The following is a 24,088-nucleotide window of genomic DNA, read 5'->3' on the forward strand; positions in this document are numbered from 1 at the left end:
TCGCGGACAGGGCGTCCACGCCGCCCCGGCCGGGGCGGCGGGCGCACCGGAGCCCGGGAAGGGGGGCGCCCGCGAGGCGTGGGAGACTTTCCGTCGTGAGCGCCAACCACAGCCCCGCCGGGCAGCAGCCGACAGCCACGTACGAGTCCGCCTTCCTCAAGGCGTGCAGGCGCGAGCCCGTGCCGCACACGCCCGTGTGGTTCATGCGGCAGGCGGGCCGCTCGCTGCCCGAGTACCTCAAGGTGCGCGAGGGCATCCCCATGCTGGAGTCCTGCACGCGGCCCGACCTGGTCGCCGAGATCACGCTCCAGCCGGTCCGCAGGCACCGCGTGGACGCCGCGATCTACTACAGCGACATCGTGGTCCCGCTGAAGGCCATCGGCGTCGACCTGGACATCAAGCCGGGCGTCGGCCCCGTCGTCCAGAACCCGATCCGCACCCGCGCCGACCTGGCCCAGCTGCGTGATCTGACCCCCGAGGACGTCTGGTACGTCACCGAGGCGATCGGGCTCCTGACGGCCGAACTCGGCGAGACCCCGCTCATCGGTTTCGCGGGCGCGCCTTTCACCCTCGCGAGTTACCTCGTGGAGGGCGGTCCGTCCAAGAACCACGAGCACACCAAGGCGCTGATGTACAGCGACCCGCAGCTGTGGGCCGATCTGCTCGACCGTCTCGCCGAGATCACCTCCGCCTTCCTGAAGGTGCAGATCGAGGCCGGCGCGAGCGCCGTCCAGCTCTTCGACTCCTGGGTCGGCGCCCTGGCCCCCGCCGACTACCGCCGCTCGGTGATGCCCGCCTCCGCCAAGGTCTTCGACTCCGTCGCCTCCTACGGCGTGCCGCGCATCCACTTCGGTGTCGGCACCGGTGAGCTGCTGGGCCTCATGGGCGAGGCCGGCGCGGACGTCGTCGGCGTCGACTGGCGCGTCCCGCTCGACGAGGCCGCCCGCCGCGTCGGTCCCGGCAAGGCGTTCCAGGGCAACCTCGACCCCGCGGTCCTGTTCGCCTCCACCGAGGCCGTCGAGGCCAAGACCCGCGAGGTGCTCGACGCCGCCGCCGGTCTCGAGGGCCACGTCTTCAACCTCGGGCACGGCGTCATGCCGAGCATGGACCCCGACGTGCTGAGCCGTCTGGTGGAGTACGTCCACACGCAGACGGCCCGCTAGAAGCCGCGGTCGGCCCGTCCGCGGTTCACCAGCCGTGCCGCGCCTGTCTGCCCCACAGCAGACGGCGCGGTTCGGGCGGTGGCGGGGTGCCCGGACGCAGCGGCCAGGCCAGGAGCATCCCGGCCAGGAATCCGACGACGTGCGCCGCGTAGGCCACGGTGCCCGCCGCGGGCACGGCGGCGCCGGACGAGTACGCCGCCTGGAGCACGAACCAGAAGCCCAGCACGAGCCACGCGGGCAGCCTGAGCGGCAGGAACACCAGGAACGGGACGAGCACCCAGACCCTGGCTCTCGGATACAGCACGAGATACGCCCCGAGGACCCCGGCGATCGCCCCCGAGGCGCCGATCAGCGGGTCGCCCGAGTCCTCGTTCACCAGGGCGAAGCCGTACGCCGCCGCGAAGCCGCAGGCCCCGTAGAACAGTGCGAAGCGCACATGTCCGAGCCGGTCCTCGATGTTGTTGCCGAAGATCAGCAGGAAGAGCGTGTTGCCCAGCAGGTGCAGCCAGCTGCCGTGCAGGAACATCGCCGTGAGCACCGACAGCGGCGGCGACTTGTGGTAGCCGGGCGGGCCCAGCACACAGCCCGACCCGTGCGGGCCGGCGCCGACCTCGCCGGTCGGCACCAGACGGGGCATCCGATGATGGATCAGTTCCTGTGGCACGGCGGCGTAGTGGTCCATGAACGCGTGCAGATGACACAGCTGCGACAGGGCGCTGTCGCCCGCCACCGATCCGGCGAGACCGGGGGTGTAGAGGAAGACGAGCACATTGGCGGCGATCAGCGCGTACGTCACATAGGGCGTGCGCCGCACCGGGTTCACGTCATGGACGGGAATGACCACGAGGAACTACTGCCCGCGCGGCGCGGGGTGAATCCGCGCCGCACGGGGCTCGGCCGGGCACCCGGCCGGCCCGGCCTCCGGGAAGGTTCCCGCCGGACGCACTGAACACATGTGCCACTCCGGCCGTATGTCTTCTCAGCCCCCCGCACCGCGCCCACGGCGCGGCGGGGTACGACGACGCGACGACGTGAAGACGTGAGGACACAGGCCATGAGCGACCGAGTTACTCCTCCGATGCATGCCCTGCCCGACGGCGAGGCGGAAATCGCCCTGGTGCTGCACCTCCCCTGGGAGGACGTGGCCGCGCTCGGCCAGGAGGCCGGACGGCTCGCGGCCCGGATGCAGCGGCCCGTGACCCTGGACGAGGCCGTCAGCCACCGTCTGCGGTCCTCCCGTCCGGCCGCGCACGCCAAGCCGGCCCAGACCACGCCCGCGGTGACGGCGGCGGCCCCGGTCTCGACGGTCTCCTCGCTGCCGCCCCGCCCGCCCGCGGAGCAGGCCCGTCAGGCGATCGACCGGATCAACGGATCGGCCGGCAACGAGTCGGCGTAGCAGGCGTGTCGGCGGCCGCACCGCCGACGGCCCGTGAGGTGGCGGGCCGTCACCGTCCGCGCGGCGGCCGGCCCCTCCGTCCGGCCCGGCGGTGAGGCCGGCGGTCCGGCCCGCCCCTCACCGGGCTCCCGCGCGGACCTTCGCCACCGCCTTGCGCGCCGCCACCAGGACGGGGTCCCAGACCGGGGAGAACGGCGGGGCGTAGCCGAGGTCCAGCATCGTCATCTGTTCCACCGTCATGCCCGCGGTCAGGGCCACCGCCGCGATGTCCACGCGCTTCGCCGCACCCTCCCGGCCGACGATCTGCACCCCGAGCAGCCGCCCCGTGCGGTGCTCCGCGAGCATCTTCACCGTCATCAGGGCGGCGTTCGGGTAGTAGCCCGCCCGGCTCGTCGACTCGATCGTGACGGTCTCGAACCTGAGGCCCGCCCGGTGCGCGTCCTTCTCGCGCAGTCCGGTGCGGGCGATCTCCAGATCACAGACCTTGCTCACCGCGGTGCCGACGACCCCGGGGAACGTGGCGTAGCCGCCGGCCACGTTGGAGCCGATCACCTGGCCGTGCTTGTTCGCGTGGGTGCCCAGGGCGATGTGCCGCTCGCGCCCCGAGACCAGGTCGAGCACCTCGACGCAGTCGCCGCCCGCCCAGATGTCCTCGTGCCCGCGCACCCGCATGGACAGATCGGTGAGCAGCCCGCCGTGGTCGCCGAGCGGCAGCCCGGCCGCGCGGGCGAGCGACGTCTCCGGGCGGACGCCGATGCCGAGCACCACCACGTCCGCCGGGTACGTGGCGTCCTCGGTGGCGACCGCGCGGACCCGGCCGTCGTCACCCGTGAGGAATCCGGTGACCTCGGCGCCGCCGACCATGGTGATCCCGAGGCCCTCCATGGCCGTGTGCACCAGGCGGCCCATGTCCGGGTCGAGCGTGGACATCGGTTCACGGCCCCGGTTGAGGACCGTCACCTCGTACCCGCGGTTGATGAGGGCCTCGGCCATCTCCACGCCGATGTAGCCCGCGCCGACGACCACCGCGCGGCGGCCCCCGGTCACCGCCAGCGAGTCGAGCAGGGCCTGCCCGTCGTCCAGCGTCTGCACGCCGTGCACGCCCGGCGCGTTTGCGCCCGGCAGTTCGGGGCGGACCGGACGCGCGCCGGTCGCGACGACCAGCCTGTCGTACGACGTCCACGCCTCGGCCCCGGTTTCGAGGTCCCGCGAGCGCACCCGGGCACCCTCGACGTCGATCCCGGTGACCTCCGTACGCATCCGCAGGTCGATGTCGCGCGCGCGGTGTTCCTCGGGGGTCCGCGCGATCAACCGGTCGCGCTCGGGCACGTCGCCGCCCACCCAGTACGGGATGCCGCACGCCGAGTACGAGGTGAAGTGCCCCCGCTCGAACGCCACGATCTCCAGTTCGCCCGGACCGCGCAGCCGCCGCGCCTGGGACGCGGCGGACATCCCCGCCGCGTCACCCCCGATCACGACCAGCCGCTCCCGTGCCCCGCCCCTACTGCCCGCACCGCTCATGCTCATGCGAACACGCTACGGGGGCACGGCACTTCAGTCCTCCTCGCCGCCCTCCGGAGACGAGGCCGTGTCCCCCGAGGCCGATCCCGAAGCCGGACCGGGAGCCGGTCCCGAAGCCGCCGCCGGGTCCTGGCGGCGCCGCAGCCGCGGGCTCACCCCACGCGTCCACGCCAGGGCGATCAGACCGAGCACCACCGCGAAGGGCAGCACCGCCCCGAGCGCCAGCGCCAGCCAGCGCACCACCGTGACCAGGACGTTCCAGCCGCCCGAGAGCGCGTCCAGGAAGCCCGGGTCCGCCTCCTCCTTCGCCGTCTTCTTCACCGGGGTCTCGGACAGCGTGAGCGTGATCGTGGCCAGGCTCGTACGGTCCTTCAGCGACGCCTGCTGCGCGAGCAGCGCCTCCAGGTCGGACTCCCGGCTGCTCAACTCCCCTTCCAGCGCCACCACATCACTGAGTCTGGTCGCCCGGTCCATCAGTTCGCGGACCCGGGCCACACTGGCGCGCTGCGACTTCACGCGGCTGTCCACGTCCACGACCTGGTCGGTGACGTCCTGCGCCTTGGCCGTCCGCGCGACGACCTTCCCGGCGCCCTCCAGATCGGCGAGCACCTGGTCGTAGCGCTCGGAGGGCACCCGCAGGACCACCCGGGTGTGCTCGTGGTCGTGCCCGTCGCGGGTGGTGGTCTCGTCGCCGACGTAGCCGCCGGCGTTCTCGGCCGCCGTACGGGCGCCGTCCAGCGCCCCGGGGACGTCCTTGACCACGACGGTCAGGGAGGCGGTGCGGATGATGCTGTTCACGGTCACCTTGGGCGGGGCGGCGGTCCGGCGGTCGCTCGACGCGGCGCTGCCCGCCGCCCCCGAGTCCGCCCGCTCCGCCGGGGCGGCCTTCGCGTCCCCGGCGCTGCCCGCGGCCGACTTGTCGTTCGAGCTTCCCGTGGCGCCGGCGCCGCACCCCGTGAGCGCGAGCGCGGTGACGAGGAGCACCCCCGACAGGACCCGGACCCGGCGGCCGGGACGTGCCGGTGCGGCGGGGAGGCCGGACCGGGCGGGTGGCATGGACCGGACCGGACGTGCGGGACTGTGTGTGCGCATGCGGGATACCCCCCAGGGCGGTGACGACTGACGGTCCTTCGACGCCGCGGGGGTACGGGACGTTGGCGCCTTCCGGTCCCGATGCGGTCACGGTCGGGACTCGAAGAGGCCGCATGGCCCTGGCGGGAGCGTCCGTGCCGTCTGAGAGGGTGGAGCCATGAGCGCAACGGACACGGACACGCGGCACGTCGTCGTCATCGGAGCGGGCATCGCCGGACTGGCGGCCGCGCACCGATTGCTCGGGCGCGGCGCGCGCGTGACCGTCGTCGAGGCCTCGGACCGGGTCGGCGGCAAGCTGCTTCCCGGGGAGATCGCGGGTGTCCGGGTGGACCTGGGCGCCGAGTCCATGCTGGCGCGCCGCCCGGAGGCGGTGGACCTGGCCCGCGAGGTGGGCCTGGGCGACAGGCTGCGGCCGCCGGCCACCGCCACGGCCTCGATCTGGACCCGGGGCGCCCTGCGCCCGATGCCCAAGGGCCATGTGATGGGCGTACCGGGCACTGCCGCCGCTCTGGCCGGTGTGCTGTCGGACGAGGGCCTCGCCCGTATCGAGCGCGACGCCGAACTGCCCCGCACCGAGGTCGGCGACGACGTGGCCGTCGGGGAGTACGTGGCGGCCCGCCTCGGCCGCGAGGTCGTCGACCGTCTGGTCGAGCCGCTCCTGGGCGGTGTCTACGCCGGTGACGCGTACCGCATCTCGATGCGCTCCGCCGTCCCGCAGCTCTACCAGGCCGCGCGGTCCCACGACTCGCTGACGGAGGCCGTCCGGGAGATCCAGGCCAAGGCCGCCGCGAGCGGGCAGACCGGGCCCGTCTTCATGGGCGTCGAGGGCGGCGTCGGCCGCCTGCCGCTCGCCGTGGCGCGTTCGGTCACGGACCGCGGCGGCGAGATCCTCACCGGCACCCCGGTGACGGAACTGCGCCGGACGGCGCCGACGGGCTGGCAGGTGGTCGCGGGGGAGCGCGTCCTGCACGCCGACGCGGTGGTCGTCGCCGTCCCCGCCCCGGCCGCGGCCGCGCTGCTGGGCGCCGAGTCGCCGGCGGCCGCCGCGGGACTGCGCACGGTCGAGTACGCCTCCATGGCCCTGGTCACCCTCGCCTACCGCCGTTCCGGCGCCCGTCTCCCCGAGGGAAGCGGCTTCCTGGTGCCGCCGGTCGACGGCCGCACGATCAAGGCGTCGACCTTCGCCTCCCGTAAATGGGGCTGGATCGCCGACGAGGATCCGGACGTGCTGGTCCTGCGCACCTCCGTGGGGCGCCACGGCGAGACGGAGATCCTGGAGCGGGACGACGCCCACCTCGTCGACGTCTCCCGGCACGACCTGCGCGAGGCCACCGGCCTGGACGCGGAGCCGCTCCGGACCCTCGTCACCCGTTGGGACGACGGTCTGCCGCAGTACCCGGTCGGCCACCACGCGCGCGTGGCCCGCATCCGCGAGGAGGTCGCCAAGCTGCCGGGCCTCGCGGTGTGCGGCGCGCAGTACGACGGCGTCGGCATCCCGGCGTGCATCGCGAGCGCGTACGCCGCGGTGGACCAGCTGGGCGGTGACGTACGCGGTGTGCAGGAGCTCACCGCGAACCCGGTGCAGAGTCTGCACGGCGGAGCGGGAGAATAGGGACCATGAGTGACGACGCCCCCACCACCGAGGCCGGCAGGATCCCCAACAAGGGCAAGCTGGCCAAGGACCTGAACGAGGTCATCCGCTACACCCTGTGGTCGGTCTTCAGGCTGAAGGACGTGCTCCCCGAGGACCGTTCCGGCTACGCCGACGAGGTCCAGGAGCTGTTCGACCAGCTGGCCGCCAAGGACGTGACGATCCGCGGCACCTACGACGTCTCGGGGCTGCGCGCCGACGCCGACGTCATGATCTGGTGGCACGCGGAGACCAGCGACCAGCTCCAGGAGGCGTACAACCTCTTCCGCCGTACGAAGCTGGGCCGCGCCCTGGAGCCCGTCTGGTCGAACATGGCGCTGCACCGGCCCGCCGAGTTCAACCGCTCGCACATCCCGGCGTTCCTCGCCGACGAGACGCCCCGCGACTACGTCAGCGTCTACCCCTTCGTGCGCTCCTACGACTGGTACCTGCTGGCCGACGAGGACCGCCGCCGGATGCTCGCCGACCACGGCAAGATGGCCCGCGGCTACCCCGACGTCCGCGCGAACACCGTCGCTTCGTTCTCGCTCGGCGACTACGAGTGGATCCTCGCCTTCGAGGCCGACGAGCTGTACCGCATCGTCGACCTGATGCGCCATCTGCGTGCCTCCGAGGCCCGGATGCACGTCCGCGAAGAGGTCCCGTTCTACACCGGCCGCCGCAAGGACGTCGCCGACCTCGTCGCGGGCCTCGCCTGACCTTCCCGGCACGTACGTGGCCGGCGGTCCCGGCACGCAGGGCGGGCGCCCCTTCGGGGGACGCCCGCCTTCACGTTTCCCGGCCCCCGTCAGGCCCGTCGCCGTGCCGTCCTCGCGGAAGCCGGCGGCACCGGCTCCCGGTGCGGCGCGCAGGCCGCGTTCCGCTCGGGCAGCCCGCCCTCCAGGAGGTAGGCGTCCAGATAGCCGTTGACGCACTTGTTGGGGCCGCCCGCGATCCCGTGGGTGCCCGCGCCGTTCTCGGTCACCAGCACCGAGCCCCACAGCCGCCGCTGGAGCTCCTCGGCACCCTCGTGCGGCGTCGCCGCGTCCCGTTCGGCGGCCAGGATCAGCGTCGGCGGCAGCTCTCCGGGCAGCGTCCGTACGTCGAGCGGCCGCTGCCGGGGCGCCTGCCAGTACGCGCACGGCAGGTTCATCCAGACGTTGTCCCAGGTCTCGAACGGGGCGATCCGCGCGAGACGGGTGTTGTCGCGGTCCCACACGCGCCAGTCGGTCGGCCAGGGCGCGTCGTTGCACTCCACGGCGGTGTAGACCGCGCTGCCGTTCTCCTGCTCGGCGGCCGCCTCCGGATGCGGTCCCGCCACCTGGATCAGCGGCTTGGGGTCGCCCTTCAGATAGGCGGACAGCGCCAGCGCGCGCTGCGGCCAGTAGTCGTCGTAGTAACCGGCCTGGAGGAACGCGCCCTGGAGCTGGGCAGGTCCCACCGTGCCGCCCGCGGGCGAGGAGGCGAGCCGGGCCCGCGCCTTCTCGTAGGAGCGCCGCACCTCCTCCGCGGTGCGGCCCAGCCCGTACACCTTGTCGTACCGGGCCATCCACGCACGGAAGTCCGCCCAGCGGAGCTCGAACGCGGCCGACTGGTCGAGGTTGTTCTCGTACCAGACCTTCTCGGGGTCGGGGTTCACCGCCGAGTCGAAGACCATCCGGCGTACGTGCGTGGGGAACAGGGTCGCGTACAGCGCGCCGAAGTACGTTCCGTACGAGGCGCCCATGAAGGTCAGCTTCCGTTCACCGAGCGCGGCGCGCAGCACGTCCAGGTCACGGGCGTTGTTCAGCGAGGTGTAGTGGCGCAGGGCGGAGCCCGAACGCCGGGCGCAGCCGCGGGCGTACGCCTTCGCCTCCGCGATCCGTGCCTTCTTGTACGAAGCCGAGGGAGCCGTCGGCGACTGGAGGAGCGGCTTCGGCGGGTGCGCGGGGTCCCGGCAGGACAGCGGGGCCGAACGGCCGACACCGCGCGGGGCGTAGCCGACGAGGTCGTAGGCGGCACCGATCCGCTTCCACTCGGGCAGGAAGCCGATCAGCGGGAAGTACATGCCGGAGGCGCCCGGACCGCCGGGGTTGTAGACCAGCGCGCCCTGGCGCGGCACCGCGCGCTTCGCGTCGTGGGGGTCCTTCCCGGTCGCCCGGACGCGGCTGACGGTCAGCCGGATCCGCTTGCCGTCGGGGAGCGCGTAGTCGAGCGGCACCGTGACCGTGCCGCACCGGACGTTGGACGGAAGGTGCTCCGCCCTGGGGCACTTGCCGAAGCGGACGCCCGCGGCGGCGGCGCGCTCGGCTGCGACGGCGGTGCCGCGCGTCTCGGCCGACCGGACCGGGCCCGGCCAGGCCGGGGCGCCGCCGGCCGGAGCGGCGACGAGGCCGGTCAGGAGCAAGGACCCTGCGGTTCCGTGGAGGACGGCAGCTCTCATCGCGAATCCCTTCAGCGCGCGGCAGCGACAGAAGGATGCTTCGTTCGGCGGAGGGCGAAGTAAAGCACCGCCCGCCGGTGTCGGCCCCAATGACCCCGATGCGCCCCCGGGGGCGCCCTCCGCCGGCTAGTGAGCCCCCTGCCGCCAGGTGGTGTCGCGGTCGCGGTGGGCCAGGGCCGCCCGCAGTTCCGGTTCGCCGACGGCGCGGATGCCGCGCACGGCGACGGACGTGAGATACGTACGGTCGTCACCGGACACGTCGGAGTGCCGGGCCAGGGTGCCGAGGAGGCGCTGTCCGGCCGGGGAGGCCCAGCGGGTGCAGGGGTGCACCTCGATCCGGGCTATGGCGAGACAGCTCACGGTCAGGATGAGCGGGAGCAGGAACCAGACGGCGACCGGGACGTCGCTGCCCGGCGCCTGACCCGGCAGCAGCAGGGCCGTCGCGCCCAGCACGAGCACCGCGGCCGCGGCGGCCCGGACCTGGCGGACGGCCCCCGCGACGGTGGTGCGGGCCCCGTCGGGGACGGCGAGGCCGGCCGCGACCAGGCGGTCCGCGAGACGGCGTACGGAGTCGGCGGTGGCGGTGGCCGCCCGCAGCGGCGCTATCCGGGACTGGCCCTCGGGCCCGATGGCGCCGATGACCGACCGCTCCATGTCGTCGCGGCCGCGCGGGTCGACGACCGTGGCCCAGCCGGTGTGCGCGAGCAGCAGACGGCGCTGACGGGCCATCGACACCAGGGTCAGATCGGCCACCCGGGCCGGACCGCCGGACAGGAACGCGGCCTCGTACAAGGTGAGATCGTGCCCCCGCCCGGCGTCGGTGTCGAGCGAGGCGGCGCGGAGCGCGGCCAGGCACAGCCGGGTGCAGGAGACGCTGGCCGCCACCCAGGCCATGAGCAGGAGAAGGACCCAGAGCATGGCGTTTTTCTATGCGATGGGCCGGGCGGGCGCCATGCTCCACTCACTATGTGGGACGGAGCCGTTGCCGGTAGGTGACGTTCCGTATCGGGCCACCGCATCGGGACCCGTGTGAGCCGCGCTCGGCATGTCTTCCGCCAAGTCCCGCTCGTGCCGTCAACGGCGCAGCAGTGCCCGGCGGGTGGCGCGGGCAAGACGGGCCACGGGGCGCCCGGAGAGCGGGGCGGGACCCGAGCGTTCGAGCCACCACGCGCGCAGCCGCCGTGTCCCGGCGTCCTCCGGGAGCCCCGCGAGCAACAGATGTGCGGCGAAGTCCAGGGCGTCGCGACGGTAGCCGCCGGTCATCGAACGCCGCTGCGCGTACGCGAGGAACGCCGGCCGGTAGTGGTCGCCGAGGATCTCGGGCAGCTCCGGGGCCACCTTCGCCACGACGTCCGCCCGCTTGGCGGCGAGGGCGCGCGCCTGTACCCCGAGGCGGACGCGGTCGAAGCCCTCGGGCGCGGGGGTGCCGGCGACGAGCGCGGACAGCAGAGCGGCCTGCGCCAGCGCCACCCGCTGACGGGGGGCGTCGTCCGGGACCGGCTCGGCGGCCACGCCCCGTGCGGACTCGGGGCCGTCGGACGCCGGGGGCCCCGGCGTGACGGTCGCGGGAGGGGTCGCAGGCGTGCCGGCCGCCGCCTTCTCCACCGTCTCGCGGATCGCGGTCACCTCCCTTTCCAGTTCGGCTGGTTCGGGGAAGTTCTCGTCGCGTTCGAGCAGCACGCCCGGCAGGGCCGTCCGGGACGCGAGGTCGGCCAGGATGTCGAGCACCGGCCGCGCGACGGGATGGGCGTGGCTGTCGTGCCACACGCCGTCCCGCTCGAATCCCCCGGCGACATGGACGTAGGCGATGGCCTCGACGGGCAGTTCGTCGAGGGCCTTGGCGGGGTCCTCGCCGCGGTTGACGTGATTGGTGTGGAGGTTGGCCACGTCGATGAGCAGCCGTACGCCGGTGCGGTCGGCCAGTTCGTAGAGGAACTGTCCCTCCGTCATCTCCTCACCGGGCCAGGAGATCAGCGCGGCGATGTTCTCCACGGCGAGGGGGACGGGCAGCGCGGCCTGGGCCGCGCGGACGTTCTCGCACAGGACGCGCAACGCGTCCCGGGTGCGCGGGACCGGCAGCAGGTGCCCGGCCTCAAGGAGCGGCGACGCGGTGATCGGGCCGCCCGCCCTGACGAACGCGATGTGCTCCGTGACGAGCGGGGACCCCAGCGCCTCGACGCGTTCGGCGAGCGCGGTCAGCCGTGCCTCGTCGGGCCGGTCCGCCCCGCCGAGGCCCAGGGACACCCCGTGCGGCACCACCGTGACTCCCCGCGCGCGCAGCCTCAGCAGCGACTCGGGGAGATGCCCGGGGCAGAGGTTCTCCGCCACGGCCTCGACCCAGTCGACGCCGGGCATGTTCTCCACGGCCTCGGCGATCTCCGGCCGCCACCCGATCCCCGTACCCAGCCGTCCCGTTTCCCGCATGTCCCCTCCTCCGTCACGCCCGAGGCGCGCCTGCCTCACGTCGCTCCCCACGACGGCCGGAGCACCGGCGTGACCAGGTGATGGCCCCGGGGGCCGGGACCGAACCCACCGGGGCGGACCTTCAGAGGAACATTTGAGGTTCCGGCCGGGCCCACCGACCGGACGATTCGCGCCATCCGGCCGCGGGCGGGCCGCAACTTGGCCCGAAAGCCCTGCCACGTCCCTCGTTCGGGGCTGGCAACGCCAACTTCCGTTTCCCTAAGATGGATTGCCGGTCGGGCCGGTCAGGCCGGCCGACACGGATCATGGGGGAACGATGCAGCCAGGTGAGCAGCTGTCCACGTCGATCGATGCCACGGTGCCCACGGCCGCGCGCATGTACGACCACTACCTCGGCGGCAAGGACAACTACGCGGCCGACCGGGCGGCCTGCGAGGAGCTGGACAAGGTCGTCCCCAGCACGCGCGCGCTCGCCCTGAACAACCGCCGGTTCCTCCAGCGGGTGGTCCGGACGCTGGCGGACGGGTACGGGATCAGGCAGTTCCTCGACCACGGATCCGGCCTGCCCACCCAGAACAACGTCCACCAGGTCGCCCAGGCGGTCGACGAGGCGTCCCGGGTGGTCTACGTCGACAGCGACCCGATGGTGCTGGTGCACGGCAGGGCCCTGCTGGACCAGAACGAGCGGACCGCCGTCATCCATGCCGACCTGCGGCAGACGGACGAGATCTTCGCCCACCCCGACACCCGGCGGCTGATCGACCTCTCGCAGCCCGTGGCCGTGCTGTTCAACTCGGTGTTCCACTGCATCCCGGACAGCGGGACCGACGGTCCCCTCCCCGTGATCCGCCGTGTGGCCGAACGGCTCGCGCCCGGCAGCTTCATGGTGATGTGCCAGCTGGTCAGCGAGGACGCCGAGGTCCGCGACTTCGTCACCGGCTTCATGGACAAGGCCACGCAGGGGCACTGGGGCAGGGTCCGCCAGGAGAAGGACGTGGAGGCGTTCTTCGACGGCATGGACGTCCTCGAACCCGGACTGGTCGAGGTGTCCACCTGGCGTCCGGACAGCGACGTCGTGCCGCGCCAGCTCACCCAGGAGTGGATCGAGTTCGGCGGGGTCGGCCGGATCCGTTAGACCGCGTCCGCCGGTTTCCCCCTCCGCGCGGCGCCGGCTCCGTCAGCGGGATGCGCTGTAGCGCTGCTCCACCGTGTCGCGCAGCAGTGCCAGGGACGCGCGCGGGCTGAGGGCCTCGTCGGCGAGGCGGTCGAGCACCACGCGGTACTCCTCCGTCTCGTCGCGGTCCTCCAGGAAGTTGGCGCTCCTGATGTGCTCCAGATAGACGATGTCGGGCAGTTCGACGCCGCCGAAGCGCAGATAGGTGACGGGGATCGCCGGCGCCGAGGCGTTGGTGACGTCCAACGGCACGATCTGCACGACCACATGGGGACGCTGCGCCATCGCGATCAGGTGTTCGAGCTGGGCGCGCATCACCTCACGGCTGCCGAGGACACGCAGCAGGACGGACTCGTCGACGACGGCCCACAGATGCGGGGGATCCGCCCGGTTCAGCAGCTCGGCCCGGCGCATCCGCAGCTCGACCCGGCGCTGCACCTCGGTGGCGGGTGCCGTCGGCAGTCCGCGTTCCACCACGGCACGGGTGTACTCGGGAGTCTGCAACAGGCCGGGAACGTACTGGATCTCGAAGGTACGGATGGTGGTGGCCGCCTCCTGGAGCCCGACCAGCCGGTCGAACCACTCGGGCATCAGCCGCTTGTCGTAGCGCTGCCACCACCCCGGCTCGCCCGCGCGCTTGAGCAGTCTGAGCAGGACCGACACCTCGTAGTCCTCGGTGCCGTACAGGCCGAGCAGGGCGCGGACGTCGGCCTCCGTGGGCGGCCTGCGGCCCTTGCCGGCCTCTATGCGCGAGAGCTTCGCCCCGCTGAACCCCAGGGAGCGCGCAGCCTGTTCCTGGGAGAGACCCGCGTCCTCGCGGGCACCGGCCAGCTGCACGCCGACCAGCATCTTCAGCAGAGTGGGAGCGGGCTCCTCCCGGCTCAGATACGGTTCGAGGCGGGAGGTGCGGGGTGACTCGACGGACATCCTGACTCCCTGTCGAACGGCAGAAGGCAGCCAAAATTATCGCACTGCTCCGCACTCTGCCGCAGCGGGAGACAGAAGTGGGCAACTGTCCTTCCGTTTCAACGGAGTTCGGGGCCGCGAAGGACGTGCTCAGAGCAGGTGGTCGAACTCCCCGTCCTTCGCCCCGGCCAGGAACGCGGCCACTTCCGCCGGGGTGTAGACGAGGGCCGGACCGTCGGGATCACGGGAGTTGCGCACCGCGATGCCTCCCTCGCCCAGGGAGGCCACCTCCACGCAGTTGCCCTCGGCATTGCTGTGCCTGCTCTTGATCCAGGAGGCGCCCAGCGAGCTGGCCCGCACTCCGTTCGGCACTGATGGCACCAACGCACTCTCCTTGCTGACGTTCCACCAGGTGCGCGCCCGGCCTGCCGCCCCGGTCGCGGTCCCGGCCGGACCTCACGCGGCCCATGACTCTCTCCGGCTTCATGCAATTTCTCGTGCAATTGCACGAAGACGCTGTCAGCGTGGATAATAGCCGTGGCGTCAACCTCGTTACCAGAGGCCCGTTCTGACGTCGATTCAGCCGCTCCCGCGAGGAGCGTGATCGTCCGGGAGGGGCCGGTGGCCCGCCCGCGCACCTGCACTGTCCGACGCCTGCGGAGGGAGCGGAAATGGCAACACCACTCAGGAACCTGGAACGCGTCTCATGGGACGAGATCAAGGACTCCAAGGGATCGGCGGAAGCCATCCCCTTCCTGCTCAACACCGTCGCCTGGGGTGACGCCGCGACGGCTCGGGCGGCGCTTCAGGACCTGAGGGAACGAATCTGCCAGTTCGGATTCGTGGTGGAGCAGGCGACGGCCGCGACCGTCCCCTTCCTGTGGGAACTCGCCGAACTCCCGCAGGTCACCTGCCGTGTTCAGATAATCCAGCTGCTGCGCGACATCGCGGAGGCCCGGCAGTGGGAACGCACGGCCGCCGCCTACCCCAAACTCCTCAACCGCCGTGAGAACTGGGTGGGCTGGGAGCGCGAGGCCCGCCAGGCCGTACGCGCCCAGCGCGGCACCCTCCAGCATCTGCTCGCCGAGCCGGACACCGAACTCGTCCGCGTCACGGCGGAACTCGCCACCACCCTGGCCGACTGAGACCTCCGTCAGCCCGCCGCATCCGCGACGCGCCGCGCCAGGGCGCCGACGCGGTCGTGCCCCTCGACGGCGACCGTCAGTCCGGGGGCGATCTCCGTGAATCCCGCGTCACGGACCAACGGCACGTCCGAGACGCTGAGTTCACGCCAGTGGTCCGGATCGGCCGTCCGCACGGACAGGGCGAAGCCCGACTCGCGCCACGCGATCCGCTCCTTCTCCGACATCTCCCACCAGGCCAGTTGGGCGCCATGGCCCGTCTGCGCCATCGTCTTCCCGGCCGACATGTCGAGTTCCGGGTTGAGCCACAGCACGGGCGCCCGCGGATCGGCCGGAGCGGGCGGCCGCGGATCGTCGAGGTCCGTCCCGGACACCTGGAGCCGTGCCAGGTCCTTGGGCCAGCCGTCCAGCGGAACCGGCAGGAAGACCCGCACCTCCGCCGACCGTCCGGTCACGGTGATGCCGGGCAGCGCCTCGGCCCGCCGCCACTCGGCGCCCCGCGCCCGCCGGACGACCTTGCGGATCCGGGCGTCCTGCCAGTCCCGCATCGCCTGCGCCCAGACACCGTCCCCGAGGGAACGCTCGTCGCTCAGGATGGTCAGCACGGCCCGGGCCGAGGTCTCCAGCGCGTCGGTGCGCTCCGGGGGCGCGGCCTTCTCGATGTGCACCACCAGCGGCAGCACGAACTGCGGTGCCTCGTCGCGTGCGGTGGGCTCGTCACGGAAGGGGCTGCCGTCGGCGGGGGGCGGGTCGTCGCTGCTCACGCCCCCAGTCTGCCAGGCGGAAGATCCGGTCCTGACGGACGGGCGGCGGGTGGACGGGGGCGGCCGGGCGGACGGAGGCCCGGGCCGGTCAGCCCGAACACGCGGTGCGCTGTGCCTCCTGCCAGGCGCAGACGGGGCACAGCGTGATCCCCTTGTGCGACTCCGGGTACTCCGTCGGTTCACGGCACAGCACGCACTCCGCGTACGGAGGCCCGCCCAGCCCCGCCGGGTCCGCCCCGGACTCCCCGGCCGGCCCGTCCGTATCGCTCGCGCGGTCGTCCTCGCTCATGCCACCAGCCTACGAGGAGCGGGGGCCCGGAGACAGGGAGGCGCCGGCGGGCCGCGGGGACGGCCCGTGCAGCCGGTCGGCGGCGCCGATCAGCTGGGACACCTTCACGAGACGGAAGCCCCTGCGGCGTAGTTCGGGAACGATCGTCCGCAGCGCCCGCTCCGTCACCGGCGCCGCGCTGCGCGTGCAGTGCATGACGACGACGGACCCGGACCGGACACCGTCCAGGACCTGTCGCGCGACGGCGTCCGCGTCCGTGGCGAACGCGTCCCCGCTGACCACGTCCCACTGCACAGCGGTGATCCCGGCCGCGCTCAGCGCCCGCAGCGAGCGCCGGTCGTAACACCCGCCGGGGAAACGGAAGTAGGGCATGGCGTCCCGCACCCCCGCGTTCCTGAACGCGGCGTACGCCCGTTCCACGTCGGCGCGCATCCGGTCCTCGGGCACCGTCGGCAGCCCGTAGCAGTCGCTCGTGAAGGCGTAGTGGCTGTACGAGTGGTTGGCGATCTCGAACAGCGGGTCCCGTCCGATGTCCCCGGCCTCCCGCGGGTACTCGTCCGCCCACCGGCCGGTCATGAAGACGGTCGCGGGCACCTTGAGCCTTCTCAGCGTGGCGATGAGCTGCGGGTTGTCGAAGTGCTCGCCGCCCGCCGCCCGCGCCCCCTCGTCCGCGGTCATGTCGGCGTCGAACGTCAGGGCGACCGTCCTGTCCCGGGTGCGGGGTCCGTTCGCGAAGACAGGCGTCAGGCCCGCCGGGCCGGGTGCGAGGGTGGGCGGCCGCGAGGGTGCGGTGCCGGTGCCCGTGGTCGAGCTGGCCGAGGCGGTGGCGGGCGCATGGTGCCCGCGACGGGCCAGGTCCGGGCCGGCCGGGCCGCCACAGGCGGCGAGCGCGGCGCCGAGGGCTCCCACGGCGCAGGTCGCGACGATGCTCCGTACAGAGAGGGTCATCGTGTGACGATAGGTAAATAAGTGTGATGATTCGGGCTTCTGCCGGGTGTGCCGCCCACACACGGCCCCGACGTCACCCGCACGGGGCCGGTGACGGGCTGACGCGGTGCGGGGTGCGGGGTGCGGGGTGTCGTGCGCCGCGGGCGCGAGGCGTGCGATGTCGTGCGGGGCGGGGCGGGGCGCGAGGCCTGCGGTGAGGTGCGCGGGGTCTAGCCCGCGGGTGACTCCGGCTTCGCGCGTTCCTCCGCGTTCCCGGTCCCGGACCGGGCCGCTCCGTTCCCGGACGGGTCCGCGCCGTTCCCGAATCCGTCGGGGTTCCGGGAGTCCGCCGGGCTCTCCGGCCCGTCCGGCTCCATCGGGACCCTGGGCTCACCGAGGATCCCGAACGTGTCCGGGATCCCGAGCCCGTCCGTGTCGGCGAGCGCCTCAGGGAGGCCCAGCGCCTCCAGCGTCCTGCCGAGCCGGTCGGGTGCGACGGGAGGCTCGACGGGGTCGACCCCGGGTTGCCGGTCGACGGCGGGCGGTGCGGCCTGCGGCCGCTCGGGCTGCGGCTGGACCGGCTGCTGTCCGGACTGGGCGCGTTCCAGGAAGCGCAGGAGCTCGACCGGGAAGGGCAGGACGAGGGTGGAGTTCTTCTCGGCGGCCACGGCCACCACGGTCTGGAGCAGGCGCAGTTGGAGCGCGGCCGGCTGTTCCGACATCACCTCGGCGGCCTGCGCCAGCTTCTTGGAGGCCTGAAGTTCCGCGTCGGCGTTGATGATCCGGGCCCTGCGCTCGCGGTCGGCCTCGGCCTGCCGGGCCATGGACCGCTTCATCGTCTCGGGCAGGGACACGTCCTTGATCTCCACCCGGTCGATCTGCACGCCCCAGCCGATCGCCGGGCTGTCGATCATCAACTCCAGCCCCTGGTTGAGCTTTTCGCGGTTGGAGAGCAGGTCGTCCAGGTCGCTCTTGCCGATGATCGACCGCAGCGAGGTCTGCGCCATCTGCGAGACGGCGAAGCGGTAGTCCTCGACCTGGACGATGGCGTTCGCCGCGTCGACGACCCGGAAGTAGACGACGGCGTCGACGCGGACGGTGACGTTGTCCCGGGTGATGCCCTCCTGGGCCGGGATGGGCAGCGTCACGATCTGCATGTTGACCTTGCGCAGCCGGTCCACGAAGGGCACGACCATGGTGAAGCCGGGAGAGCGGACCTCGCCGGCCAGCCGTCCGAGGCGGAAGACGACCCCGCGTTCGTACTGCTTGACGACCTTGGCGCCGGCCGCGACGTAGATCACCGAGGCGGAACAGGCCGCCGTGATCGCCACGATGAGTTCCTGGACCATGACGACCCCCTTCCGAGCCGCCTGACAAGTCTGGCCATTCCACTCTACGTCGCGGGGGCGCGGTTGTTACCGGCCGGTGCGGAAGGGTTCCCGAGGCCGATGGCGGTGCGCGGTGCCAGGCGCGCCTACTGGGCTTCCCGGCCCTCCACGAGCCCCTTCGCGTCGCGGGCGAGCGCGGTCAGCCGGGAGATCGCGCGGAAGTACTTCTTGCGGTAGCCGCCGTTCAGCATCTCCTCGCTGAACAGCCGGTCGAACGGCATTCCGGAGGCGAGGACGGGCACCTCGCGGTCGTACAGCCGGTCGGCGAGCACGACGAGCCGCAGCGCCGTCGACTGGTCGGGGACGGCCTGGACGTCGGTGAGGCAGACCGCCTCGACCCCGTCGGTCAGGGCGCCGTACCGGCTGGGGTGGACGCGTGCCAGGTGTCCGAGCAGATGCGGGAAGTCGTCGAGGGACGCGCCGTCGGTGGCGTACGCGGCCTTGGTGACCTGCTCGTCGGAGAACGGGGCGGGCGCCTCGGGCAGGCCGCGGTGGCGGTAGTCGTCGCCGTCGATGCGCAGCGGACGGAACCGCGCGGACAGGCCCTGGATCTCCCGCAGGAAGTCGGCGGCGGCGAACCGGCCCTCGCCGAGCTTGCCCGGAAGGGTGTTCGAGGTGGCGGCGAGTGCCACGCCCGCGTCGACCAGCTTGCCGAGCAGGGTCGAGACGAGGACCGTGTCGCCCGGGTCGTCGAGCTCGAACTCGTCGATGCACAGGAGACGGTGCTCGGAGAGGGTCTGCACGGTCTTCTGGAAGCCGAGCGCGCCGACCAGGTTGGTCAGCTCCACGAAGGTGCCGAACGCCTTGAGCGAGGGCTCCGCCGGGGTCGCGTGCCACAGGGAGGCGAGGAGGTGGGTCTTGCCGACGCCGTAGCCGCCGTCCAGGTAGACGCCCCGGGGGCCGGCCGGTGTCTTCGCGGCCTTGCCGAAGCCGAAGAGCCTGCGCCTGGGCGCGCCCACGGCGTGCGCTCCGCCGAGCCCGGCCGCGAACCCTTCCAGGACACCGACGGCCTCGGTCTGGCTGGGCTGGTTCGGGTCCGGGATGTACGTGGCGAAGCGGACCGAGTCGAAGCGTGGCGGCGGCACCATCTCGGCGACGAGCCGGTCGGCGGGGACGTGCGGCTCGCGGGCGCACAGGGACAGCGGGGCCGCTTCGGCTATCGGGTCGATCGCGGAGGCGGTGGAGGTGGACGACACGGTTACCCACTCTATGCGCCGTGCCACACTGCACGTCATGCGACGCCTGTTCCCTGTGACCTATGAAACAGCAGCCCAGGCCTCCGCCGAGGCTTCCGGGACGGATGGGACGGAGCGGGAGTGGGAGCTCGGGGAACTGGCCGAGGCCTACGCCTACCCGGACGTCCGCTCGCCCTGGCTGCGGGCCAACATGGTGTCCACGCTCGACGGTGCGGCCCAGCACGAGGGGCGCTCGCAGCCCATCTCGAACGCCGCCGACATGAGGATCTTCGGAGTCCTCAGGGGGCTCGCGGACGTCGTGGTCGTCGGGGCGGAGACCGTCCGGCAGGAGGGCTACCGTCCGGCCCGTGCGCGGGAAGCCTTCGCGGCCCGGCGGGAGGCCGCCGGGCAGGGTCCCGCGGCCGCGATCGCGGTGGTCACCGCGAGCCTCGACCTGGACTTCTCGCTGCCGCTGTTCACCTCGCCCCTGGTGCCCACGCTGGTGCTGACCGGCGCGGCGGCCGCCCCGGAGCGGGTCGCCGCGGCCGAGCGGGCGGGGGCGCGGGTGGTGGTCGCGGGGGACGGCGCGGGGATCGATCCCGCCCGTGCCGTACGGGCCCTGGGCGGCCTCGGGCACACCCGGCTGCTGACCGAGGGCGGGCCCAGACTGCTCGGCCAGTTCATCGCGGCGGGCGTCCTGGACGAGATGTGCGTGACGCTGTCCCCGATGCTCGTGGCGGGCGGCGCGCAGCGGATCGCCGGAGGGCCCTCGGTGCCGGTTCCCCAGCGGTTCGAACTGACGTCCTTGCTGGAAGAGGCCGGGTTCCTCTACAGCCGCTACCGTCGACCTGACCGGCAGTCGGAATCCTAGATTCCGTTTCTCTTCGCCCGGGCACACTAATTCGCGCAGTACCCGTGTTGTTACGGGGCAGGATGGTTTCCGCAGGGGGCCGTGACGGCCCACGGACGAGAAGGGCGCCTGTCGTGTTCACGAGCGTATTGATGATCGAGAAGGCCCTGACGTCCGCCGACGTGGAGTTCGTCACCACCTTGCACGGTGACGAGACGGTCGCCTTCCACGTGCTGCTCCAGCCCCGGGGCGACCAGGCGGACCGGCTGCTGCGGGCCATCGACGACGTCGCGATGGGCGAGATCGACGAGGCCGCCCGCGAGGGCGAGACACCCGAGGGCGAGGAGGCCGCGGGCCAGGGCGAGCGGGCGCTGGAGGTGTCGCTGGTGGCGCTGCGGGCGTCCGGCAGCACCGCCGAGGGCCGGCTGATCGAGGACCATCCCCTGGACGCGCTCAAGAGCCTGGTCGACCAGGTGGAGGCCGACGAGGTCATCGTGCTGACCGACCCGCACTACGTGGAGGAGTTCTTCCACCGCGACTGGGCCTCCCGGGCCCGGCACAAGGTGGGCGTTCCGGTCCTGAAGCTGTTCTCGCACAGCAAGGCGTGACCCGGTCCCCGGCCCCGCGCACGGCGCCCCGGTGTCCCTTGTGAGGCGCCGTCCCGCGTACCCAATAGGCTGGGCCCGCGTTCCCTTCGGGAGAACGCGCCCACCTTCGTACCGGATCTTGGGGAGAAACACGCATGGCACCCGGCCTTCCTACCGCGATGGACCGACCGCACTTCATCGGCATCGGCGGCGCCGGGATGTCGGGCATCGCGAAGATCCTCGCCCAGCGCGGAGCCGTCGTGGCGGGCAGTGACGCGAAGGAGTCCGCCACCGCCGAGGCGCTGCGCGCGCTGGGCGCGACGGTCCACATCGGCCACGCGGCCGGCCACCTCGCCCCGGACGCCACCTGCGTCGTGGTCTCCTCCGCGATCCGGGCGGACAACCCGGAGCTCGCCCGCGCGGCCGAGCTCGGCATCCCGGTCGTCCACCGCTCGGACGCCCTCGCCCGCCTGATGGACGGACTGCGCCCGATCGCGGTCGCCGGCACCCACGGCAAGACGACCACCACCTCGATGCTGGCCGTGTCCCTGTCGACGCTCGGCCTCGCCCCGTCGTACGCCATCGGCGGCGACCTCGACGCCCCCGGTTCGAACGCCCTGCACGGCGAGGGCGAGATCTTCGTCGCCGAGGCCGACGAGTCGGACCGCAGCTTCCACAAGTACGCGCCCGAAGTCGCGATCATCCTCAACGTCGAGCTCGACCACCACGCCAACTACGCGTCCATGGAAGAGATCTACGAGTCCTTCGAGACGTTCGTGGACCGTGTCACCGAGGGCGGCACGCTGGTGATCTCGGCGGACCACGAGGGCGCCCGCGAGCTGACCCGGCGCCTCGCCGGCCGCTCCGTGCGCGTGGTGACGTACGGCGACGCCGCCGACGCGGACGTCCGGGTGCTGTCCGTGGTCCCGCACGGCCTCAAGAGCGAGGTGACGGTCCTGCTGGACGGCGCCGAGCTGACCTTCACGGTCTCCGTCCCCGGCCGCCACTACGCGCACAACGCGGTGGCCGCGCTGGCCGCGGGCGCCGCCCTGGGCATCCCGGCCGCCGAGCTGGCCCCCGCACTCGCCTCCTACACCGGTGTCAAGCGCCGCCTCCAACTCAAGGGCGAGGCGGCCGGCGTCCAGGTCGTCGACTCCTACGCGCACCACCCGACCGAGATGACGGCCGACCTGGAGGCCATGCGCGCCGGGGCCTCGGGCCGCATCCTCGTGGTCTTCCAGCCGCACCTGTTCTCCCGCACCCAGGAGCTGGCCAAGGAGATGGGCGAGGCCCTGTCACTGGCGGACGCCTCGGTCGTCCTGGACATCTACCCGGCCCGCGAGGACCCGATCCCCGGTGTCACCAGCGAGCTGATCATCCAGGCCGCCCGGACCGCGGGCGCCGAGGTGACGCCGGTCCACGACAAGACCGAGGTCCCGTCCGTCGTCGCGGGAATGACGAAGGCCGGTGATCTCGTTCTCACCATGGGCGCAGGCGACGTGACCGATCTCGGACCCGAGATCCTCGCCCGCCTGGCCGAGTGACCGAGTGAACCGTGGCCCCCAGCGGGCCTCCTTGAACGTGAGGGGTTGAGCTTCATGTCGTACGACATCGAAAAGCCGGACGAGCAGTGGCGCGCGGAGCTGACCCCGGCCGAGTACACGGTGCTGCGCAAGGCGGGCACCGAGCCCGCCTTCACCGGCGAGTACACCGACACCAAGGCGAAGGGCGTCTACTCCTGTCGCGCCTGCGGCGCCGAACTCTTCACCTCCACGGAGAAGTTCGAGTCGCACTGCGGCTGGCCGTCCTTCTACGACCCGAAGGACTCCGACGCCGTCGAGCTGATCCAGGACCGCTCGCACGGCATGGTGCGCACGGAGGTGCGCTGCTCCCGCTGCGGCTCGCACCTCGGCCATGTCTTCGAGGGCGAGGGCTACGCGACGCCGACGGACCAGCGGTACTGCATCAACAGCATCTCGCTGCGGCTGACGCCGGACGAGGGCTGACCGCGGGGAGGGGCCCCCGGGCCCCTTCCCCGTTCACAGCACCTTGCGGTGCACCAGGGCCGACAGGACGAGGGTGCCCGGGATCAGGGGGATCCAGACCGTCAGCACGCGGTAGGTGATGACGGTGGCCGTCGAGAGACCCATCGGGGCACCCAGCGCGGCCATGGTGAAGACCATGGCCGCGTCCACCGGGCCGATGCCGCCCGGCGCGGGTACGGCACCGGCGGCCGTACTGGCGACCAGCAGCGCGAACACCACCTGCGCCCACGACAACGGCAGCCCGAGCGAGAAGCCGACCGAGGCGATCACGGTCCCCTGGAGCACCGGGGCCGCGGCCGAGCCGCCCCAGAGGGCGAGGACACGGCTGGGCCGGGTGTGCAGGATCCGTACGTCGGTCAGCGCGGTGCGCAGGAAGCCGAGGGACGGGCGGCGCAGCGGGCGGACGAGGGTCAGGAGCAGGCAGGCGGCCGCGAGGGCGAGTGCCACGCCCCCCGCCACCGGCAGCAGTGTCCGGCTGTCCGGGACGAGTCCGCCGAGTCTGCGGGTGTCTTCGAGCGCCACCAGGAAGAGGATCAGCACCGGGATCCTCGCCACCGGCTTGACCAGCGAGTACAGGGCGAGCGACGCGGTGGCGCGCGCCAGCGGGATGCCTCGGCCCTGAAGGAAGCGCAGGGTGACCGCGTGGGCGCCGATGCTCGACGGGAGCACCAGGTTGGCGGCCCCCGCGGCCAGTTGTGACGCCAGGAGCAGCCCGGGCGGCAGTCTCTCGGGCAGGGCGCCCTGCCGGATGCACGCGGCCACCACCCAGCCCAGCAGGGTGAAGAAGACCCCGGAGAGCAGCCACCAGGGGTCGGCGCCTGCCAGTCGTGCGGCGCCGCCGCGCCAGGCGCTCCGGTCCAGCGCCGCCCAGGTCCCGATGACCAGCAGGGGCAGCAGCGCGAGCACCAGACGGGCGGGGCGGTTGAGCGACGTGACACGGGTGAGGGAGGTCAGGCGGGTGGCGGCGCCCGACCGGGTGACGCACGGCCCGTGACCGGGTGCGGGTGGGGGTACGGGTGCGGCTGTCGCCGTGGCGGTGGCCGGGGCGGGTGTGGGGAGGCTCTCGAGCGGGGGCAGGGACACGGCGCACGTCGTCCTTCCGCGTCACGCCCGGGTACGGACGGACGGATCCGAGGCGATGCAACGGGGACGGGGAGAACGTTCCCGTTCGGTGTGACGCCACGGTGTCCGGG

Annotated in this window: 24 protein-coding genes; 10 read left to right on the forward strand and 14 right to left on the reverse strand. The window is 72.8% G+C overall.

The genetic code is table 11. The features are described from left to right. Window positions 1-95 precede the first annotated feature (95 nt). Window positions 96-1,163: a uroporphyrinogen decarboxylase gene (hemE, locus tag WJM95_RS25475; protein ID WP_339132116.1), complete on the forward strand. Its 1,068-nt coding sequence runs from the start codon at window positions 96-98 to the stop codon at window positions 1,161-1,163. Between the two features lie 25 nt (window positions 1,164-1,188). On the opposite strand, the gene WJM95_RS25480 is transcribed toward hemE, so the two are convergent. After that, on the reverse strand, window positions 1,189-2,007 hold the full coding sequence (locus WJM95_RS25480) for a rhomboid family intramembrane serine protease (protein ID WP_339132117.1): 819 nt from the start codon (window positions 2,005-2,007) through the stop codon (window positions 1,189-1,191). A gap of 210 nt (window positions 2,008-2,217) precedes the next feature. Here WJM95_RS25480 and WJM95_RS25485 point away from each other — a divergent pair, with 210 nt between their 5' ends. Further along, window positions 2,218-2,559, forward strand: a complete 342-nt coding sequence (locus WJM95_RS25485) for a hypothetical protein (protein ID WP_339132118.1) — start codon at window positions 2,218-2,220, stop codon at window positions 2,557-2,559. A 117-nt stretch (window positions 2,560-2,676) separates the two neighbouring features. Here WJM95_RS25485 and WJM95_RS25490 read toward each other — a convergent pair whose 3' ends face one another. Together WJM95_RS25490 and WJM95_RS25495 are read right to left on the reverse strand one after the other, a co-directional pair. Then, a complete protein-coding gene (locus WJM95_RS25490; RefSeq protein WP_339132119.1) occupies window positions 2,677-4,086 on the reverse strand; it encodes an FAD-dependent oxidoreductase in 1,410 nt (469 codons plus the stop codon). Between the two features lie 27 nt (window positions 4,087-4,113). Then, entirely contained in the window at window positions 4,114-5,136 is a 1,023-nt protein-coding gene (locus WJM95_RS25495) for a DUF4349 domain-containing protein (RefSeq protein WP_339132120.1), read from the reverse strand. Window positions 5,137-5,329: 193 nt separating this feature from the next. On the opposite strand from WJM95_RS25495, the gene hemG reads away from it, so the two are divergent. Further along, window positions 5,330-6,784 (forward strand): protoporphyrinogen oxidase, encoded by a 1,455-nt coding sequence (hemG, locus tag WJM95_RS25500; protein ID WP_339132121.1) that lies wholly within the window; start codon window positions 5,330-5,332, stop codon window positions 6,782-6,784. Window positions 6,785-6,789: 5 nt separating this feature from the next. Then, complete coding sequence (gene hemQ, locus WJM95_RS25505; protein WP_339132122.1) at window positions 6,790-7,521, forward strand: hydrogen peroxide-dependent heme synthase; 732 nt, start codon at window positions 6,790-6,792, stop codon at window positions 7,519-7,521. Between the two features lie 89 nt (window positions 7,522-7,610). Here hemQ and WJM95_RS25510 read toward each other — a convergent pair whose 3' ends face one another. From WJM95_RS25510 to WJM95_RS25520, 3 genes are all read right to left on the reverse strand, one after another. Further along, window positions 7,611-9,224: an alpha/beta hydrolase gene (locus tag WJM95_RS25510; protein WP_339132123.1), complete on the reverse strand. Its 1,614-nt coding sequence runs from the start codon at window positions 9,222-9,224 to the stop codon at window positions 7,611-7,613. Between the two features lie 126 nt (window positions 9,225-9,350). After that, window positions 9,351-10,142 carry a TIGR04222 domain-containing membrane protein gene (locus WJM95_RS25515; protein WP_339132124.1) on the reverse strand — a complete coding sequence of 264 codons (792 nt, stop codon included), beginning with the start codon at window positions 10,140-10,142 and terminating at the stop codon, window positions 9,351-9,353. 156 nt (window positions 10,143-10,298) lie between these two features. Continuing rightward, window positions 10,299-11,648, reverse strand: a complete 1,350-nt coding sequence (locus WJM95_RS25520; protein ID WP_339132125.1) for a DUF692 domain-containing protein — start codon at window positions 11,646-11,648, stop codon at window positions 10,299-10,301. A gap of 316 nt (window positions 11,649-11,964) precedes the next feature. Between WJM95_RS25520 and WJM95_RS25525 the strand changes: the two genes are divergently transcribed. Further along, window positions 11,965-12,783 (forward strand): SAM-dependent methyltransferase, encoded by an 819-nt coding sequence (locus tag WJM95_RS25525; RefSeq protein ID WP_339132126.1) that lies wholly within the window; start codon window positions 11,965-11,967, stop codon window positions 12,781-12,783. Window positions 12,784-12,825: 42 nt separating this feature from the next. Here WJM95_RS25525 and WJM95_RS25530 read toward each other — a convergent pair whose 3' ends face one another. Beyond that, complete coding sequence (locus tag WJM95_RS25530) at window positions 12,826-13,749, reverse strand: helix-turn-helix transcriptional regulator (RefSeq protein ID WP_339132127.1); 924 nt, start codon at window positions 13,747-13,749, stop codon at window positions 12,826-12,828. Window positions 13,750-13,878: 129 nt separating this feature from the next. After that, entirely contained in the window at window positions 13,879-14,109 is a 231-nt protein-coding gene (locus tag WJM95_RS25535; RefSeq protein WP_339132128.1) for a DUF397 domain-containing protein, read from the reverse strand. 290 nt (window positions 14,110-14,399) lie between these two features. Here WJM95_RS25535 and WJM95_RS25540 point away from each other — a divergent pair, with 290 nt between their 5' ends. Next, the gene (locus tag WJM95_RS25540; protein ID WP_339132129.1) at window positions 14,400-14,873 is read left to right on the forward strand and encodes a hypothetical protein; all 474 of its coding nucleotides are present in this window, start codon (window positions 14,400-14,402) and stop codon (window positions 14,871-14,873) included. A gap of 8 nt (window positions 14,874-14,881) precedes the next feature. On the opposite strand, the gene WJM95_RS25545 is transcribed toward WJM95_RS25540, so the two are convergent. From WJM95_RS25545 to zapE, 5 genes are all read right to left on the reverse strand, one after another. Then, window positions 14,882-15,634 (reverse strand): peptidyl-tRNA hydrolase, encoded by a 753-nt coding sequence (locus WJM95_RS25545; protein ID WP_339132130.1) that lies wholly within the window; start codon window positions 15,632-15,634, stop codon window positions 14,882-14,884. A gap of 88 nt (window positions 15,635-15,722) precedes the next feature. Beyond that, on the reverse strand, window positions 15,723-15,923 hold the full coding sequence (locus tag WJM95_RS25550; protein ID WP_339132131.1) for a hypothetical protein: 201 nt from the start codon (window positions 15,921-15,923) through the stop codon (window positions 15,723-15,725). Window positions 15,924-15,932: 9 nt separating this feature from the next. Then, window positions 15,933-16,871, reverse strand: a complete 939-nt coding sequence (locus tag WJM95_RS25555; protein WP_339132132.1) for a polysaccharide deacetylase family protein — start codon at window positions 16,869-16,871, stop codon at window positions 15,933-15,935. Between the two features lie 209 nt (window positions 16,872-17,080). Further along, entirely contained in the window at window positions 17,081-18,199 is a 1,119-nt protein-coding gene (locus WJM95_RS25560) for an SPFH domain-containing protein (protein ID WP_339132133.1), read from the reverse strand. Window positions 18,200-18,324: 125 nt separating this feature from the next. Beyond that, window positions 18,325-19,434, reverse strand: a complete 1,110-nt coding sequence (gene zapE / locus WJM95_RS25565) for a cell division protein ZapE (protein ID WP_339132134.1) — start codon at window positions 19,432-19,434, stop codon at window positions 18,325-18,327. 37 nt (window positions 19,435-19,471) lie between these two features. On the opposite strand from zapE, the gene WJM95_RS25570 reads away from it, so the two are divergent. From WJM95_RS25570 to msrB, 4 genes are all read left to right on the forward strand, one after another. After that, window positions 19,472-20,284, forward strand: coding sequence for a pyrimidine reductase family protein (locus tag WJM95_RS25570; protein WP_339132135.1), 813 nt, complete (start codon window positions 19,472-19,474; stop codon window positions 20,282-20,284). A 113-nt stretch (window positions 20,285-20,397) separates the two neighbouring features. Continuing rightward, complete coding sequence (locus tag WJM95_RS25575; protein ID WP_339132136.1) at window positions 20,398-20,871, forward strand: indole-3-glycerol phosphate synthase; 474 nt, start codon at window positions 20,398-20,400, stop codon at window positions 20,869-20,871. Window positions 20,872-21,005: 134 nt separating this feature from the next. Further along, a complete protein-coding gene (gene murC, locus WJM95_RS25580) occupies window positions 21,006-22,394 on the forward strand; it encodes a UDP-N-acetylmuramate--L-alanine ligase (protein ID WP_339132137.1) in 1,389 nt (462 codons plus the stop codon). A 54-nt stretch (window positions 22,395-22,448) separates the two neighbouring features. Next, complete coding sequence (gene msrB, locus WJM95_RS25585; RefSeq protein WP_339132138.1) at window positions 22,449-22,856, forward strand: peptide-methionine (R)-S-oxide reductase MsrB; 408 nt, start codon at window positions 22,449-22,451, stop codon at window positions 22,854-22,856. Window positions 22,857-22,889: 33 nt separating this feature from the next. On the opposite strand, the gene WJM95_RS25590 is transcribed toward msrB, so the two are convergent. Then, a complete protein-coding gene (locus tag WJM95_RS25590; RefSeq protein ID WP_339132139.1) occupies window positions 22,890-23,978 on the reverse strand; it encodes a lysylphosphatidylglycerol synthase transmembrane domain-containing protein in 1,089 nt (362 codons plus the stop codon). Between the last annotated feature and the right edge of the window lie 110 nt (window positions 23,979-24,088).

The organism is Streptomyces sp. f51 (genome assembly GCF_037940415.1).
Classification (GTDB): Bacteria; Actinomycetota; Actinomycetes; order Streptomycetales; family Streptomycetaceae; genus Streptomyces.

Excerpts from the sequence above, each read along its gene's own strand:
- WJM95_RS25485 (WP_339132118.1), top strand. The coding sequence starts at position 2,218 with ATGAGCGACCGAGTTACTCCTCCGATGCATGCCCTGCCCGACGGCGAG.
- WJM95_RS25490 (WP_339132119.1), bottom strand. The coding sequence starts at position 4,086 with ATGAGCATGAGCGGTGCGGGCAGTAGGGGCGGGGCACGGGAGCGGCTG.
- WJM95_RS25495 (WP_339132120.1), bottom strand. The coding sequence starts at position 5,136 with ATGCCACCCGCCCGGTCCGGCCTCCCCGCCGCACCGGCACGTCCCGGC.
- hemG (WP_339132121.1), top strand. The coding sequence starts at position 5,330 with ATGAGCGCAACGGACACGGACACGCGGCACGTCGTCGTCATCGGAGCG.
- hemQ (WP_339132122.1), top strand. The coding sequence starts at position 6,790 with ATGAGTGACGACGCCCCCACCACCGAGGCCGGCAGGATCCCCAACAAG.
- WJM95_RS25510 (WP_339132123.1), bottom strand. The coding sequence starts at position 9,224 with ATGAGAGCTGCCGTCCTCCACGGAACCGCAGGGTCCTTGCTCCTGACC.
- WJM95_RS25515 (WP_339132124.1), bottom strand. The coding sequence starts at position 10,142 with ATGCTCTGGGTCCTTCTCCTGCTCATGGCCTGGGTGGCGGCCAGCGTC.
- WJM95_RS25520 (WP_339132125.1), bottom strand. The coding sequence starts at position 11,648 with ATGCGGGAAACGGGACGGCTGGGTACGGGGATCGGGTGGCGGCCGGAG.
- WJM95_RS25525 (WP_339132126.1), top strand. The coding sequence starts at position 11,965 with ATGCAGCCAGGTGAGCAGCTGTCCACGTCGATCGATGCCACGGTGCCC.
- WJM95_RS25530 (WP_339132127.1), bottom strand. The coding sequence starts at position 13,749 with ATGTCCGTCGAGTCACCCCGCACCTCCCGCCTCGAACCGTATCTGAGC.
- WJM95_RS25540 (WP_339132129.1), top strand. The coding sequence starts at position 14,400 with ATGGCAACACCACTCAGGAACCTGGAACGCGTCTCATGGGACGAGATC.
- WJM95_RS25550 (WP_339132131.1), bottom strand. The coding sequence starts at position 15,923 with ATGAGCGAGGACGACCGCGCGAGCGATACGGACGGGCCGGCCGGGGAG.
- WJM95_RS25555 (WP_339132132.1), bottom strand. The coding sequence starts at position 16,871 with ATGACCCTCTCTGTACGGAGCATCGTCGCGACCTGCGCCGTGGGAGCC.
- WJM95_RS25560 (WP_339132133.1), bottom strand. The coding sequence starts at position 18,199 with ATGGTCCAGGAACTCATCGTGGCGATCACGGCGGCCTGTTCCGCCTCG.
- WJM95_RS25570 (WP_339132135.1), top strand. The coding sequence starts at position 19,472 with ATGCGACGCCTGTTCCCTGTGACCTATGAAACAGCAGCCCAGGCCTCC.
- murC (WP_339132137.1), top strand. The coding sequence starts at position 21,006 with ATGGCACCCGGCCTTCCTACCGCGATGGACCGACCGCACTTCATCGGC.
- msrB (WP_339132138.1), top strand. The coding sequence starts at position 22,449 with ATGTCGTACGACATCGAAAAGCCGGACGAGCAGTGGCGCGCGGAGCTG.